This is a genomic window from Tsukamurella sputi (assembly GCF_007858445.1).
Taxonomy (GTDB): Bacteria; Actinomycetota; Actinomycetes; order Mycobacteriales; family Mycobacteriaceae; genus Tsukamurella; species Tsukamurella sputi.
Window position 1 is genome coordinate 558,168 of the sequence record NZ_VIGV01000001.1, and the last position, 14,121, is coordinate 572,288.

Sequence of the window (14,121 nt, forward strand, 5' to 3'; positions counted from 1 at the left end):
GCGCGAATCGGATAGCGCTGTCGCCGCGCGGATAGTGGCGCCGGTCACAGCTTCGTAGCGTGCATCCATCGCCCCAGTACCGCGATGAAGGAGAGCCGTGAACACCGAATCGACAACCACCACTGACTACGACGTCGCCGTCGTCGGCTACGGACCGACCGGCCTCGTCCTCTCGTCGATGCTCGCGCGCGCCGGCCACCGGGTGGTGGTGATCGAGCGGTGGCCGAGCCTCTACGGCATGCCGCGGCTGACCCACATCGACGGCGAGACCGCGCGCATCATCCAGGCCGCGGGCGACGTCGATGAGGCGCTGCGCGATGCCGCTCCCGCCGCCGTCTACGAGTGGCGCAACCACGCCGAGGACCTGCTGATCGCCGTCGACTGGTCGGGCGAGTCCAGCGGCTTCGCGGCCCACTACTCGATGTACCAGCCGCACATCGAGTGCTCTATCGACGACCGCAACCGCACGCGCCCCAACCTCGACGTGCACCAGGGCACCGTCCTGGTCGGTATGGAGCAGTCGGACGAGTACGTGGAGCTGACGGTGCGGCCCTGGTCGCGTGACCGGGACGCGCAGTGGGCCGATGCGCCCGAGCGCACGGTGACCGCCAGGTACGTCGTTGGTGCCGACGGCGCGGGCAGTATGGTCCGCCACATCCTCGGGATCGGCCGCACCGATCTGCACGTCGACGATCGGTGGCTCAACATCGACACGGAATGCACCCGCCCCCTGGGTGATCGGTTCGACACCGCCCGGCAGTTCTGCGATCCGCACCAGCCCCACATGTTCATGCCCATCGGCCGGAGCCGCCAACGGTTCGAGGTCGCGGTCCGCCCCGAGGACGACGCCCAGGAGATGGCCACCGAGGAGTTCGCCTGGCGCTGGCTCCGGGCGCAGCACGACCTGGGTCCCGAGGATCTGACGATCCTCCGCCACATCGTCTACACGTTCTCCGCGTGCACAGCCGACACCTGGCGCGCGGGCCGGGTGTTCCTCGCCGGGGACGCCGCGCACACGATGCCGCCCTACATGGGGCAGGGCGCGTGTTCGGGCATGCGCGATTCGATCACGCTGGCCTGGAAGCTCGACCTGGTGCTCTCCGGCAAGGCCGACGACGCGCTCCTGGACACCTACGAGACCGAGCGCCGGCCGCACGTCGAGGTGATCCAGGCCTGCGCCGTGGAGCTGGGCCGCGTGGCGAACCTCAAGGACCCGGTGGCCGCCGCCGCGCGCGATGCCGCGTTCCAGCGCGGCGAGGTGCCGCCGCTGCCCCCGTTCCCGACGATCGCCGCCGGCGTGATCGACGCCGACGACTCGGGGGTACCGAGGGGCTTCGCCGGCACGTTGGCACCGCAGGGCGTGGTGCGCCGCGGCGAGCGCTCGGGACGGTTCGACGACCTGCACCCGTGGGGCTTCACCCTGGTGTCCACCGGCGACGCGACCGAACTCCTGGGGCCGGATCGCCTGGCCTTCCTGGCCGAGCTCGGCGGCACCGTCGTCACCCTGGAGCCGGGGCACGCGCACTCGGTCGTCGACGAGGAGGGCACCTACGCCGCCTACTTCGCGGCCACCGGCACCGAGGCCTTCCTCGCGCGGCCCGACTTCCACCTGTACGGCGCGGGCGCCCTCACCGACCTACCACGTCTGGTGGACGGCCTCCGGGCGACGCTGAGCGCCGCACCGGCCGTGGCGGTCGCCCGATGAACGCCGACGTGAGCGCCACCAACGAGGCGCACTGGCGGGCGATGGGCGTCACGCGCCTGCTCGACGCCGGTATGCGGTACGACGACGTCCTCGCGCTGCGGGCGGGCACCGACGCCGGCTGGGCCTGGGACGACGTCGCCGAGGAACTCGGCGCGGCGCGGACGGCCGAGGCCGAGACCGCTGCCCGTGCGGGACGCACCACCACCGCGTACGAGAGCCACCGCGCGGCGGCGGCCTGCTTCCTGTTCGCGCAGATGGCCTTCAATTTCGACACCGACCGCAAGCGCGCCCTGTACGCGCGGTTCGACGGGGCCGTGGCGGGCGCCGCCGCGCATTCGCCGGTCCCGATGCACCGGGTGGAGCCGGCCTTCGACGCGGGCGCCCTGACCGGCTGGCACCTGCGCCCCGCCTCGCCGCGCGGCACCGTCGTGGTCTTCGGCGGCCAGAGCGGATGGGGCGCGACCTACCTGCGCTACGCCGATGCGCTGCTCGCCCGCGGACTCGCCGTGATCCTCGCGGAGGGCCCCGGGCAGGGTGATGCGCGGCTCGTCCACGGCGTCCACCTCGATGTGGACGTCGCCGCCGCGTTCGGCGTCTTCGTCGACCTCGCGACGCCGGACGGGCCGGTCGGGGTGTGGGGCAACAGCGTCGGGGGCCTGTTCGCGGCGCTCACCGCGGCCCGGCACCCCGGCGTCGCCGCGTGCTGCGTCAACGGCGCCTTCGCCGCGCCGCGCCTGCTCGACTTCCGGACCTTCTCCGAACAGGCGAAGGCGATGCTGGGAACGACCGACGACGACGCCGTCACCGCGAACTTCGCTCGCCTGCGCTTCGATCCGAACGCTGAGAGCATCCCGTGTCCGCTGCTCGTGCTGCACGGCGGCGCCGACCCGCTGGTGCAGCTGGCCGATCAGCAGCCCTTCCTCGACGCCGCCGACGATGCGACACTGCGGATCTGGGACGACGGAGAACACACCGTCTACAACCACGCCGACGAACGGAACGCGGTGGCCGCGGACTGGTTCGCCGAACGACTCGAAGGGGCCCGCGCATGAACTTCACCCACGACAGCCTCACCCAGACGGTCCGGTTCGGGTCCGGGACGGCCCGCGACGCGATCGCCGACGTCACCGCCGGCGCCGAGCGGATCATGCTGATCTGCAGCCCGCGCGAGGCGGACCGGGCAGCCGAGATCGCCGCGGGCCTCCCCGTGGCGATCCGCCACCACGACGTGGCGATGCACGTGCCCGTCGAGATCGCCGAGCGCGGCCGTGCGGCCGCGGAGGGGGCGCGCGCCGATCTGCTGCTGTGCTTCGGCGGCGGCTCGGCGATGGGTCTTGCCAAGGCGATCGCCCTCACCACCTCGATCCCGATCGTCGCCGTCCCGACGACGTACTCCGGCTCCGAGGCGACGTCGATGTGGGGGCTGACGGAGAACGGCGTCAAGACCACGGGCGTCGACGCACGGGTAGCACCCCGCGCGATCGTCTACGACGCCGAGCTCACCCTGGGGCTGCCCCCGGACATCGGCATCGCCTCGGCGCTGAACGCGCTGGCGCACAGCATCGACGCGATGTGGGGCCCGCGGGCCGATCCGATCGACCGGGTGCTCGCGGCGGAGTCCGCCCGCGCGCTGCGCGCGGGACTGCCGACCGTAGCAGCGGACCCGTCCGACCTCGCCGGGCGCGAGCAGGTGCTCTACGCCGCGTACCTCGCCGCGACCGCCTTCTCGTCCGCGGGATCCGGCCTGCACCACAAGATCTGCCACGTCCTCGGCGGAGCCTTCGACCTCCCGCACGCGCAGACGCACACCGCGGTGCTCCCCCACGTCCTCGCCTTCAACGCGCCCGCCGCACCGGAGGCGGAGGCCCGGCTGGCGACGGCCTTCGGCGCCGCTACCGCCGTCGAGGGCCTCGCGGCCCTGTACGACGAGGTGCACGCGCCCCGCGCGCTGCGGGACCTCGGCATGTCCGAGGCAGATGTCGTCCCCGCCGCCGAGGCGATCCTGCCACTGGTGCCGGCCGGGAATCCGCGACCGGTCACCGCGGCCGATCTTGAACGCATCCTGTCCGCCGCGTGGTCCGGTGCCGCGCCCGAGCACGCCTGAGGAGCCCCCGTGCACGAGACATCGACGACCGATCAGGCGGCGGCCGAACAGGCCCTCGTCGATCGGGTCCTGCAGTCCTTCGCCGACACCGAGGACCCGCGCCTGCGGACGGTGCTGCAGTCGCTGGTGCGGCATCTGCACTCGTTCATCCGCGAGGTCCGCCTCACCGAGGCGGAGTGGACCGCGGCGATCGACTTCCTCACCGCGTGCGGCCACATCACCGACGACCGCCGGCAGGAGTTCATCCTGCTCTCCGACGTGCTCGGCGCGTCCATGCAGACGGTCACCGTCAACAACGAGCTCGACGGCGACGCCACCGAGGCCACGGTCTTCGGCCCCTTCTTCGTCGACGACGCCCCGGCCGTCCCGTTCGGCGGCGACATCGCCGGCGGCGCGACGGGCGAGCCGTGCTGGGTCGAGGGCACCGTCACGGGGACCGACGGTGCGCCGATCCCCGGCGCCCGCATCGAGGTCTGGGAGGCCGACGAGGACGGCTTCTACGACGTCCAGTACGACGACGAACGCACCGCCGCGCGCGCACGCCTCGAGGCGCGTGAGGACGGCACCTACGGGTTCTGGGGACTCACGCCCACGCCGTACCCCATCCCGGCCGACGGCCCCGTCGGCCGATTACTGGCGGCCACCGGACGCTCGCCCATGCGCGCAGCACACCTGCACTTCATGGTCTCGGCCCCCGGGTACCGCACCCTCGTGACGCACATCTTCGTCGAGGGCGACGAGCAGTTGGCCGTCGGCGACAGCGTCTTCGGTGTCAAGGACTCGCTGATCAAGCGTTTCGAGCCCCAGCCGGAGGGCGCGCCGGTTCCGGCCGGGCGCGACCTCGGCGGCCGCCCATGGTCACGCGCCAGGTTCGACATCGTCCTCGCGCGCTAGTCTGAGCGTATGGTCCGACAGCCCCTCACCCCCGAACAGATCGCCGCGGGTCGGCGTCTCGGGGCGCGGCTGCGGGCCTCGCGCGGCACCCGCAAGCTCGACGACGTCGCCCGGGCGGCGGGCATCTCCCCGGAGACGCTGCGCAAGATCGAGACCGGCCGCATGGCGACGCCCGCGTTCGGCACCGTCGTCGCGCTGGCGGCGGTCCTGGACGAGCCCCTGGACGAGCTGGCGGCCGAGTACTTGGCCGCGGAGCGGTTCAGCCGCACCGGCTAAACGTGGTATTTTAATACCATGATGGAGCTCAAGACCCCCGCCGAGATCGCGAAGATGCGCACGACCGGCATCTTCATCGCCGAGCTGCTCGACGAGCTGACCGGCATGGCCGAGGTCGGCATGAACGCCATGGAGCTCGAGTACCGCGCCCGCACGATGATCGAGGAGCGCGGCGCGCAGTCCTGCTACTGGGACTACGCGCCATCGTTCGGCAGCGGCCCGTTCCGCAACGTCACATGCATCTCCATCAACGACGCGTGCCTGCACGGCCTACCGCACGAGCACATCTTCGAGGACGGCGACCTGCTCACGGTGGACATCGCGGTGTCGATCGACGGCTGGGTCGCCGACGCCGCGCGCAGCGTGAGCGTGGGCACCGCGCGCGACGAGGACACGCGCCTCATCCAGGCCACGCGGGACGCGCTCGACGCCGCGATCGACCACATGCGCCCGGGCACCAGGCTCGGCACGGTCTCGGCGTCCATCGGCGAGGTCGCGAAGAAGTACGGCTACCCGGTGAACACCCAGTTCGGCGGGCACGGCCTCGGCCGGACGATGCACGAGGACCCGCACGTGCCGAACACCGGCAAGGCGCGCAAGGGGATGCTCCTGCAGACCGGCACGACGCTCGCCTTGGAACCGTGGTTCTGCGCGACCACGGACAAGATCGTCTTCGACGCCGATGGCTGGACGCTGCGCTCGGCCGACGGTTCCCGCGCCGCGCACAGCGAGCACACCGTCGCCATCACCGAGGACGGCCCCGTCGTCCTGACCGCGCCGGCCTGATCAGCTCGCCGCGGTCCGCTGCGCTCCGATGAGGACCCGCGCAGCCTCGCGGGCACCGTCGACCACACCGTCCGGGCCGAGGATGGCGGCGGTGCTGAGCGCACCCTCGGTCAGCAGGCCGATCTGCACCGCCACGCGCTCGGGCAGCCCCGCGTCGGCGACGAGCGCCGACAGTTCGTCCTGGTAGCACGCCTTGTTGTGCTGCGCTGCGTCGGCGACCGTCGGCGACGTGGCGCCGAGCTCGCCGTAGATGTTGATGAAGGAGCAGCCGCGGAAGTCGTTCTCGGCGAACATCTCGTCGAGCCAGTCGAAGACTGCGAGGATCTTCTGCTCCGGGCCGTCGGCCACATCGACGTACTTGTGCAGCCCCTCTGTCCAGCGCCGGTCCCGGATGGTCAGCACCTCGGCGACGAGGGCGTCCTTCGACGGGAAGAGCTTGTAGATCGCCTTGAGCGAGACACCGGCGGCGGTGCGGATCTCGTCCATGCCCACGGCCTGGATGCCCTTGCCGTAGAAGAGCTTCTCCGCGGCCTCCAACACCGCCGCGCGCTGCTGCTCCGCATCCATTTTCCCCACACCCCTTGACGAGAGAACGATCGTTCCCCTACTGTAGCAGTCAGCGCGAGAACGAACGTTCTCCGCGAAGCCGACAAGGAGCAGATCATGAGCAAGACCATCCTCGAGCCCGCCGCCCAGGCCTTCTCCGACGCCACCGCCAACCCGCCCTACCTGTTCGACCTCGGCCCCGTCGAGGGCCGCAAGACCGTCGACGAGGTGCAGTCCGGCGAGGGCGTCACCCTCCCCGAGGTCGACGAGGAGTGGATCACCGTGGCCGGCGGCCCCACCGGCGAGGTGCGTACCCGCATCATCCGGCCGCAGGGCGCCACCGGCGTCCTGCCCGTGATCCTCTACATCCACGGCGCCGGCTGGGTCTTCGGCAACGCCCACACGCACGACCGTCTGGTCCGCGAACTGGCGGTCGGAACCGGCGCCGCCGTGGTCTTCCCCGAGTACGACCTCTCCCCCGAGGCGCGCTACCCGATCGCCATTGAGCAGAACTACGCCGTCGCGCAGTGGATCGTGCACTCGGGCGCTGAGAAGAACCTCGACGGCGCCCGGATCGCCGTCTCCGGCGACTCCGTCGGCGGGGACATGGCCGCCGTCCTCGCCCTGCAGGCCAAGGCCCGCGGCGATGTGGAACTGGCCGCCCAAGTGCTGCTGTACCCGGTGGTGGACACCGACTTCGACACCTCCTCGTACCGCGACTTCGCCGAGGGCTACTTCCTGCGCCGCGACGCGATGCAGTGGTTCTGGGACCAGTACACGACCGACACGGCGCAGCGTGCGGAGATCTTCGCCTCGCCCCTGAACGCGACCGTCGAGCAGCTGACGGGTCTGCCGCCCGCCACCGTGATCACCGCTGAGGCGGACGTGCTGCGCGACGGCGGCGAGGCCTACGCCGCCAAGCTCCGCGAGGCCGGCAACGAGGTGACCGCCGTGCGGATCGGCGGGGTCATCCACGACTTCATGATGCTCAACGCGCTGCGCGAGACCCACGGCGCCCAGGCGGGTTTCGACCTCGCCATCGCCGCCCTGCGCCGCGCTCTCACCGCCTGAGCCCTACCGCCGGAAGACCGTCTCCAACCGCACCAGCGCCTCTTCGATCTCGGAGGTCGCGCCGGCGAAACTCAGCCGGATGAAGCGATCGCCCCGGGCCGTGTCGAAGTCCAGGCCCGGGGTGATCGCCACCCCGGTCTCGTCGAGAACCCGTGCGCACCAGGCGAGTGAGTCGTCGGTGAGGTGCCCGATATCGGCGTAGGCGTAGAAGGCACCGTCGGGCGGCGCGACCTCGGTGACCCCGAGCGCGCGCAGCCCGGCGAGCACGATCTCCCGGTTCCGGGCGTACCCGGCGACGTGCCCGTCGAGCTCGTCGCGCGCCTCCTCGGAGAATGCGGCGACTGCCGCGTACTGGCTGACCGCGGGCGGGCAGATGGTCATGTTGGCGGTGAGCCGCTCGACCGGACGGCGCAGGTACTCGGGCAACAGCATCCACCCGAGCCGCCAGCCGGTCATCGCGAAGTACTTCGACACCGAGCCCATCACGACCTGCTCCCGCGAGCTCTCCCACGCGCACGCCGTGGGGCGACCGTAGCTGACGCCGTGGTAGATCTCGTCGGAGATGAGCAGCGTGCCGTGCGCCTCGCACCAGCGCGCCAGGTCCGCCAAGTCCGACGGTGCGAGAATCGTCCCCGTCGGATTCGCGGGGCTCGCGACGATGAGCCCCTTCGGGGGCTCCGGCAGCGCCTCCAGCATCGCGACGGTCGGCTGGTAGCGGGTCGCGGCGCCGCAATCGAGTTCCACGACCCGACAGCCCAGCGCCGCCAGGGTGTTCCGGTAGGCAGGATACCCGGGCCGCGCCATCACGACGGTGTCGCCCGCGTCGAACGCCGCGAGGAAGATCAGCGTGAACGCTCCCGACGAGCCAGTGGTGACCGCCACCGCGTCCGGCGGGACGTCGAGGCCGTAGGTGCGCCTGTAGTGCGCCGCGATCGTCTCCCGCAGCGGGGCGATGCCCATCGACTCCGTGTACCCGAGCGGGCCCGCATCGAGGGCCGCGTGCGCGGCCGCGAGCACGGGCCGCGGCGCCCCGGCGGACGGCTGACCCGCCGCCAGCGAGATCACGTCGCCATGGGTCTCCCGGCGCCGCGCCGCCGCGGCCAGCACGTCCATGACGTGGAACATCTCGACATCCGACCGGCGCGCTTCCTGCATGGGTTCCATCGTGTCACGGGCCGTGGGCTCGCACGCCCGCGATGACGAGCGCGCGACGCCCACACAGGCCGTCGTGCACGGATTCACCGCGCCGCTGAGATTTCACGCAACGGCCGTCGAGAGTTCGCCGCCGCGCCTTAGTGTGCGATCGCATGAGCGCATCAGGCAATAAGGGGATCGACCGTCGCGCGGCATTGGCCGGCCTGCTCGTCGTAGGCACCGGTGCCGCGCTCGCAGGATGTGGCAGCCGGGACTCCTCCTCCGCCGCCGAGGCATCCACGGTGCCCTACTCGGTCGACGGACGCACTCCCCTCGCCGCGGGCCCCGGCAAGAAGTGGGACGTCGAGGGTAATGCCCAGCGATTCACCGGCAACACCTTCGTGAGCCCCATCCCGCAGGACTCGGCCTTCTTCCGCGCCGAGAATCGGGCGCAGCAGCTGGTGCGCGAGTCCCGGTTCCGCGACCACTTCGCGCTACTGCCGCACAACAGCATGCACATGACCGTGTTCGAAGGCGTGAACCAGAGCCAGCTCGGCACCTCGGAGTGGCCGGCGTGGTTGGCGGGCAAGGACATGCAGGCCGCACATCTGGCGGTCCTCGACGCCGTGACCCGTGCGAACATCACCGCGCCCCGCTCGGTCACGATGCGCGTCGACGGCCTCGTGCAGCCCCTGTCGAAGGGGCTCGGCGTGAAACTCGCGAGCGTCGACGCGGCGACCGAACGCACTCTCCGCGACTTCCGGCAGCGCATGCAGGACCTCCTGCAGATGGCGCCGAAGGGGTTCGAGGCGTACACCTTCCACTCGACGCTCGGCTACCGGCTGGTGGAGCAGACCGCCGACGAGAACGACGCCTCCCAGGCCCTGGAGAAGAAGATCCTCGACCTGTTCACCGGCGACGCCGCCACCGTGACCGTGGATCCCGTGGCGATGAACATCTTCGACGACATGCTCGCCTTCCCGCAGCTGCGCGTCCTCTGAGCACCTACCGCGTCGGGCGGGTGAGGAAGGCCGTGACCGACCTGCCGATCCGCGTGATCACCACCGTCATCGGCTGTGAACCCTCCAGCTTCAGCTTCTTGCGCAGCACGTCGGGGTCGACTCCCGCTCCGCGGGTGAGGATCTCGACGGACCCCACGTCGCGCGCCCGCAACTCGGCCCGCAGCGCCTTCTCCGAGAACTTCGCGGAGTCGAGGATCTCGAAGCCCCGCTCCCCGGCGGGCACCGCGTCGCCGGTGAGGTAGGCGATCTGGGGGTCCAGCTGCCACAGCCCGTGCCGCGCCGCGTAGTGGCGGACGAGACCCGCGCGGATGACGGCCCCGTCGGGCTCGATGAGGTATTTGCCGGCCGGCTCGGGATCCACGTCGTGCGGGTCGGTCGAGAACACCTCGTACCCACCGGAACCGGAGCCGCGCAGCACCGTCGCCCGGGTGAGGCCCGGGACGGCGACGGGACCGGACCACAGGCACGCCTCGCGGACGCCACCGTCGAGGGAGACGATCTCGACCTCGCCGTCGAAGCCCCGGCGGCGCAGGCCGTCGTAGTCGATACCCGGCGCGGTCTTGACCGCCAGCGACCGACCCGCGTAGGCCTCGCGCAGGGCCGAGAGCGCGGGCGAGCACTGCTCGGGGTCGACGATGCGCCTCCCGCCGGTCCGGCGCGCGGGATCGGCGATGACGACGTCCGCGGTGGAGGTGGGGGCCAGCGCATCGGCGACGTGGACCATCGCGCGCGGCACGTTGTGCGCGGCCATCCGCGCCCGGAGCGGGTCGAGGTCGCTGCCGACGACCCGCGGGCACACCGGCACCAGCGCACGCAGCTCCGCACCGATCGAGCAGGTCACGTCGTGCACGGACAGCCACGCGAGCCGGCGCGCGCGGTGCTCGGCGACCGCCGCCGGCGTGGCCTGCTGCACCGCCTCGTCGGTGAGCAGCCAGCCGTCGACGTCACCGAGTTTGGCGGCCGCGCGACGACGCGCCCGCACCTGCTCTATCACCGCGGAGGCGTGCACGCCGGCGATGCCGCGCACCGTCGCGACGTCCGCGAGGAGCGAGGCGTCCGTCAGCGCAAGGTGGCCCGCCGCGGCCACGGCTGCGGCGCCGTCGGCCGTGCGGAGATAGGCGAGATCCGCCCCGTCCAATCCGCCCGCCCGGACTACTCGGGCTTGATGCCCGTGATGGCCAGGTTGTAGAAGAACTTGCGCGGAACGACGCGACGCATCACGGCCTCGTCGAGGGCGGAGAGCTTCTTCCAGCCGCCGAAGGCGAACCCGGCCCAGCCGAAGCCCAGCTTCTCGGGCGGCACGGCCGCCTCGAAGGTGCGCACCGGCCACCCGAGGAAGGCCGCGGTGAACTCGTCCGTGGTGGCCTCGACCTCGACGGCGCCGGCGCGCGCCGCCATGGCCTCCATCTGGTCCGGATCGAAGGTGTGGATGTCGACGACCGCCTCGAGCGCCGCGGCACGCGAGGACTCGTCGAGCTCGGCCTGCGGCCGGCGCCAGTCCGCGAGGAAGGGGAGCTTCGTCGCGTTAGTGGTGATGCCCCAGGTGATCCGCCCCAGCCAGCGCGCGTAGAAGTCGCCGATGGTGGTGGGCTCGCCCGCGAAGACGAAGCGGCCGCCCGGCTTGAGCACGCGCAGCACTTCGCGCAGCGACTGCTCCACGTCGGGGATGTGGTGCAGCACGGCATGGCCGACGACCAGGTCGAAGGTGTTGTCCTCGTAGGGGATGGTCTCGGCGTCCGCGACGCGGCCGTCGACGGTGTGGCCGAGGGCCTCACCGTTGCGCAGCGCCACCTTCACCATGCCGGGCGAGAGGTCGGTGACCGAGCCGGTCTCCGCGACCCCCGCCGACATGAGGTTGAGCAGGAAGAAGCCGGTGCCGCAGCCCAGCTCCAGGGCACGGCCGTAGGGCTTCTCGTTCTCCCCGCCGGTGGCGGCCTCGAAACGATCGCGGGCGTAATCGATGCACCGCTCGTCGAAGCTGATGTGCCACTTCTCGTCGTACGTCTCGGCCTCCCAGTCGTGGTAGAGCACCTGGGCGAGCTTCGTATCGGAGAATGCGGCCTCAACCTCGTCCGCCGTGGCGTGCGGGTTGGGAGCCGGCTGCTGGTCGGTCATGAAGGCCTTTCGAGAAGATTGTTCCCGTCAGGTTACCGCCCGGTCAGATCACCGCCAACCCGCGTGATGAGAACAGGTTCTGCCGCAGCCGGCCGTCGCGGACGCCGCGGGACTACTTGCCGACGAACTTCGCCTTGCCCGGCCCGTTCTCGACGAAGGAGGTCATGCCGATGGTGCGGTCCTCGGTGGCGAACAGCCCGGCGAAGAGGTGACGCTCGATGGCGAGGCCCGTGTTCAGGTCGGTGTCGAGGCCCTGATCGATGGCCTGCTTCGCGGCCCGCAGCGCCTGCGAGGCCGCACCCGAGAACTGCTTCGCCCAGTTCAGGGCGGCGTTGTAGACCTCGTCGGGTGCGACGACCTCGTCGACCAGACCGATCTGCAGGGCCTCGTCGGCGCCGACGAACCGGCCGGTGAAGACCATGTCCTTGGCCTTCGCCGGGCCCACCAGGCGCGCGAGGCGCTGGGTGCCGCCGCCCCCGGGGATCACGCCGAGCAGGATCTCGGGCACGCCCACCTTGGCATTGTCGCCGACGATGCGGCGATCGGCGCCGAGCGCGACCTCGAGGCCGCCGCCGAGCGCGTAGCCCGTGATGGCCGCGACGGTGGGCTTGGTGATCGAGGCGATCGCCGACAGGCCGCTCTGGAGAAGGGCGATGGCCTCGCTCATGTCCGTGTAGCCCATCGCCTGCATCTCCTTGATGTCGGCGCCGGCCGCGAAGACCTTCGGTCCGCCGTAGACGACGACGGCCTTGATGTCGTCGCGACGGTTCACCTCGGCGGCGAGCTGCAGCAGCTCGGTCTGCACCTGCGAGTTGATCGCGTTCATCGGCGGCCGGTTCAGGCGGATGGTGCCGATGCCGGGGTGCTCGTCGGAGGTCTCGAGGGTCACGAATTCAGTCATGACCCCAGAGATTACCGGGTGCCGACCCGATTAGTTGGACGTCCACGTAAATCCGGGCCCGCTCAGTAGATCGTCGAGCCGGCGGCGTACTCCGCCCACCCCGGGAAGCGCCGCTCCTCACGCGTCATCCCGTCGACGATCGCGACCGGCGTCAGGTCCGCACCCTCCGCTGCCCAGCCCAGCGCGTCCTCGACCGTGTCGAAGGGCAGCAGCTGGAACAGCTGCGAATAGGTGGGCGCCATGAGCTTGTTGCGGCCCGCGAGCCAAGCGTCGATCACGGCCTGCGGCCGGTGCCAGCCGGCCGAGACCGCTTCGGTGGTCACGCACGTCGCCTCCTGGCCCGCGGGCAGCGGGGCGAGGTAGAACATCGTGTCGTACCGGCGCGGCCTGCCGGGCGGGGTGACCCACCGCGAGAGCGGCACCAGATCGTCGGGATCCACCCGCACGCCGCACTCCTCGTGCGTCTCCCGCGCCGCGGTCACGCGCAGGTCGTCGCCGTCCGACGGCTCGATGCCACCGCCCGGAAACACCGTCACATCGGGTGCGAACTCCATGCCGCTCGCCCGCGTCTGCACGAAGACCTCCAGGCCCTCCGGCGCCGTGCGCAGCAGCAGTACGGTGGCCGCCGGCCGGATCGGGACGTCGGCGAGATCCCTGCGGTGCCCCGCCCCCTGCCCGCTCATGCCTGCAGCCTCCGGCGTCCGGGGCGCGAGGCCCGTCGGGCGAAGAACCGGCCGTCCACCTCGTCGAGCAGGATGCGCTGGCTGAAGGTCTCCGAGAGCACCTCGGCGGTGAGCACGTCGCCGATGAGGCCCTGCGCGACCACGCCGCCCTCTTTGAGCAGCAGCGCGTGGGTGAAGCCGGGCGGCACCTCCTCGACGTGGTGCGTCACCAGCACCGTGGCCGGCGCGTCGGGGTCGTGGGCCAGCGTGTCGAGCCGGGCGACGAGCTCCTCGCGGCCGCCGAGGTCGAGGCCCGCGGCGGGCTCGTCGAGCAGCATCAGCTCCGGGTCGGTCATGAGCGCCCGGGCGATGAGCACGCGCTTGCGCTCGCCCTCCGAGAGCGTGCCGAACCGGCGGTTCGCCAGGTGCTCGGCCCCCATCGACTCGAGCACGTCGACGGCGCGGCCGATGTCCACCTCGTCGTACCGCTCGCGCCAGCGGCCGAGCACCGCGTACCCGGCGGACACCACGAGATCGGTCACGAGCTCGTCGTCGGGCACCCGCGAGGCCAGGGCCGCCGAGCACACGCCGATCCGCGCGGTGAGGTCCTGCACGACGGTCTTCCCCAGCACCTCGCCCAGGATGTGCGCGGTACCCGCGCTGGGGAAGTCCTGCGCCGAGGCGAGGCGCATGAGCGAGGTCTTGCCCGCGCCGTTGGGGCCGATCACGACCCAGCGCTCGTCCAGTTCGACCCGCCAGTCGATGGGGCCCACCAGGGTCCGGCCGTCGCGCCGCAGGCTCACGCCGCGGAAGTCGATCAACAGATCCTGGTCGGGTTCGTCGGAGGGGGCGGCGGGCGCGGTGGAAACGGCGGCGGGATCGGACACATCACCATCCTGCCGCAC

15 protein-coding genes are annotated in these 14,121 nt (G+C 71.5%); 8 read left to right on the forward strand and 7 right to left on the reverse strand.

The window, feature by feature from the left end; translation table 11 throughout:
• Positions 1 to 97 precede the first annotated feature (97 nt).
• From mhpA to map, 6 genes are read left to right on the forward strand one after another with little or no spacing between them, the layout of a single operon-like run.
• Entirely contained in the window at positions 98 to 1,705 is a 1,608-nt protein-coding gene (mhpA, locus tag FK268_RS02710) for a bifunctional 3-(3-hydroxy-phenyl)propionate/3-hydroxycinnamic acid hydroxylase MhpA (protein WP_146430854.1), read from the forward strand.
• An 8-nt stretch (positions 1,706 to 1,713) separates the two neighbouring features.
• Positions 1,714 to 2,757: an alpha/beta hydrolase gene (locus FK268_RS02715; protein ID WP_231706886.1), complete on the forward strand. Its 1,044-nt coding sequence runs from the start codon at positions 1,714 to 1,716 to the stop codon at positions 2,755 to 2,757.
• Complete coding sequence (locus FK268_RS02720) at positions 2,754 to 3,809, forward strand: maleylacetate reductase (protein ID WP_146430858.1); 1,056 nt, start codon at positions 2,754 to 2,756, stop codon at positions 3,807 to 3,809. Before FK268_RS02715 ends, FK268_RS02720 begins: the two co-directional genes overlap by 4 nt.
• 9 nt (positions 3,810 to 3,818) lie before the next feature.
• On the forward strand, positions 3,819 to 4,703 hold the full coding sequence (locus FK268_RS02725; RefSeq protein WP_146430860.1) for a dioxygenase family protein: 885 nt from the start codon (positions 3,819 to 3,821) through the stop codon (positions 4,701 to 4,703).
• A gap of 9 nt (positions 4,704 to 4,712) precedes the next feature.
• Complete coding sequence (locus FK268_RS02730; protein ID WP_146430862.1) at positions 4,713 to 4,979, forward strand: helix-turn-helix domain-containing protein; 267 nt, start codon at positions 4,713 to 4,715, stop codon at positions 4,977 to 4,979.
• Positions 4,980 to 4,997: 18 nt separating this feature from the next.
• Positions 4,998 to 5,765: a type I methionyl aminopeptidase gene (map, locus tag FK268_RS02735; RefSeq protein ID WP_146430864.1), complete on the forward strand. Its 768-nt coding sequence runs from the start codon at positions 4,998 to 5,000 to the stop codon at positions 5,763 to 5,765.
• On the opposite strand, the gene FK268_RS02740 is transcribed toward map, so the two are convergent.
• Positions 5,766 to 6,332, reverse strand: coding sequence for a TetR/AcrR family transcriptional regulator (locus tag FK268_RS02740; protein WP_146430866.1), 567 nt, complete (start codon positions 6,330 to 6,332; stop codon positions 5,766 to 5,768).
• Positions 6,333 to 6,428: 96 nt separating this feature from the next.
• Between FK268_RS02740 and FK268_RS02745 the strand changes: the two genes are divergently transcribed.
• The gene (locus FK268_RS02745) at positions 6,429 to 7,382 is read left to right on the forward strand and encodes an alpha/beta hydrolase (RefSeq protein ID WP_146430867.1); all 954 of its coding nucleotides are present in this window, start codon (positions 6,429 to 6,431) and stop codon (positions 7,380 to 7,382) included.
• Positions 7,383 to 7,385: 3 nt separating this feature from the next.
• Here the strand turns inward: FK268_RS02745 and FK268_RS02750 are convergent, their stop codons facing one another.
• The gene (locus FK268_RS02750) at positions 7,386 to 8,546 is read right to left on the reverse strand and encodes a pyridoxal phosphate-dependent aminotransferase (protein WP_146430869.1); all 1,161 of its coding nucleotides are present in this window, start codon (positions 8,544 to 8,546) and stop codon (positions 7,386 to 7,388) included.
• Between the two features lie 143 nt (positions 8,547 to 8,689).
• On the opposite strand from FK268_RS02750, the gene FK268_RS02755 reads away from it, so the two are divergent.
• The gene (locus tag FK268_RS02755; RefSeq protein ID WP_146430870.1) at positions 8,690 to 9,517 is read left to right on the forward strand and encodes a DUF1868 domain-containing protein; all 828 of its coding nucleotides are present in this window, start codon (positions 8,690 to 8,692) and stop codon (positions 9,515 to 9,517) included.
• 4 nt (positions 9,518 to 9,521) lie between these two features.
• Here the strand turns inward: FK268_RS02755 and FK268_RS02760 are convergent, their stop codons facing one another.
• The 5 genes from FK268_RS02760 to FK268_RS02780 all read right to left on the reverse strand — a co-directional run bounded on the left by FK268_RS02760 (position 9,522) and on the right by FK268_RS02780 (position 14,103).
• Positions 9,522 to 10,676 carry a class I SAM-dependent methyltransferase gene (locus tag FK268_RS02760; RefSeq protein ID WP_146430872.1) on the reverse strand — a complete coding sequence of 385 codons (1,155 nt, stop codon included), beginning with the start codon at positions 10,674 to 10,676 and terminating at the stop codon, positions 9,522 to 9,524.
• 14 nt (positions 10,677 to 10,690) lie between these two features.
• Positions 10,691 to 11,653 (reverse strand): class I SAM-dependent methyltransferase, encoded by a 963-nt coding sequence (locus FK268_RS02765; protein WP_146430874.1) that lies wholly within the window; start codon positions 11,651 to 11,653, stop codon positions 10,691 to 10,693.
• Between the two features lie 112 nt (positions 11,654 to 11,765).
• Positions 11,766 to 12,554, reverse strand: coding sequence for an enoyl-CoA hydratase/isomerase family protein (locus tag FK268_RS02770; RefSeq protein WP_146430875.1), 789 nt, complete (start codon positions 12,552 to 12,554; stop codon positions 11,766 to 11,768).
• 62 nt (positions 12,555 to 12,616) lie between these two features.
• Positions 12,617 to 13,237: an NUDIX hydrolase gene (locus tag FK268_RS02775; protein WP_146430877.1), complete on the reverse strand. Its 621-nt coding sequence runs from the start codon at positions 13,235 to 13,237 to the stop codon at positions 12,617 to 12,619.
• Entirely contained in the window at positions 13,234 to 14,103 is an 870-nt protein-coding gene (locus FK268_RS02780; RefSeq protein WP_146430878.1) for an ABC transporter ATP-binding protein, read from the reverse strand. The genes FK268_RS02775 and FK268_RS02780 overlap by 4 nt, the downstream gene beginning before the upstream one ends.
• Positions 14,104 to 14,121: the final 18 nt, after the last annotated feature.

Excerpts from the sequence above, each read along its gene's own strand:
- FK268_RS02720 (WP_146430858.1), top strand. The coding sequence starts at position 2,754 with ATGAACTTCACCCACGACAGCCTCACCCAGACGGTCCGGTTCGGGTCC.
- FK268_RS02730 (WP_146430862.1), top strand. The coding sequence starts at position 4,713 with ATGGTCCGACAGCCCCTCACCCCCGAACAGATCGCCGCGGGTCGGCGT.
- FK268_RS02745 (WP_146430867.1), top strand. The coding sequence starts at position 6,429 with ATGAGCAAGACCATCCTCGAGCCCGCCGCCCAGGCCTTCTCCGACGCC.
- FK268_RS02770 (WP_146430875.1), bottom strand. The coding sequence starts at position 12,554 with ATGACTGAATTCGTGACCCTCGAGACCTCCGACGAGCACCCCGGCATC.
- FK268_RS02765 (WP_146430874.1), bottom strand. The coding sequence starts at position 11,653 with ATGACCGACCAGCAGCCGGCTCCCAACCCGCACGCCACGGCGGACGAG.
- FK268_RS02775 (WP_146430877.1), bottom strand. The coding sequence starts at position 13,237 with ATGAGCGGGCAGGGGGCGGGGCACCGCAGGGATCTCGCCGACGTCCCG.
- map (WP_146430864.1), top strand. The coding sequence starts at position 4,998 with ATGATGGAGCTCAAGACCCCCGCCGAGATCGCGAAGATGCGCACGACC.
- FK268_RS02755 (WP_146430870.1), top strand. The coding sequence starts at position 8,690 with ATGAGCGCATCAGGCAATAAGGGGATCGACCGTCGCGCGGCATTGGCC.
- FK268_RS02750 (WP_146430869.1), bottom strand. The coding sequence starts at position 8,546 with ATGGAACCCATGCAGGAAGCGCGCCGGTCGGATGTCGAGATGTTCCAC.
- FK268_RS02740 (WP_146430866.1), bottom strand. The coding sequence starts at position 6,332 with ATGGATGCGGAGCAGCAGCGCGCGGCGGTGTTGGAGGCCGCGGAGAAG.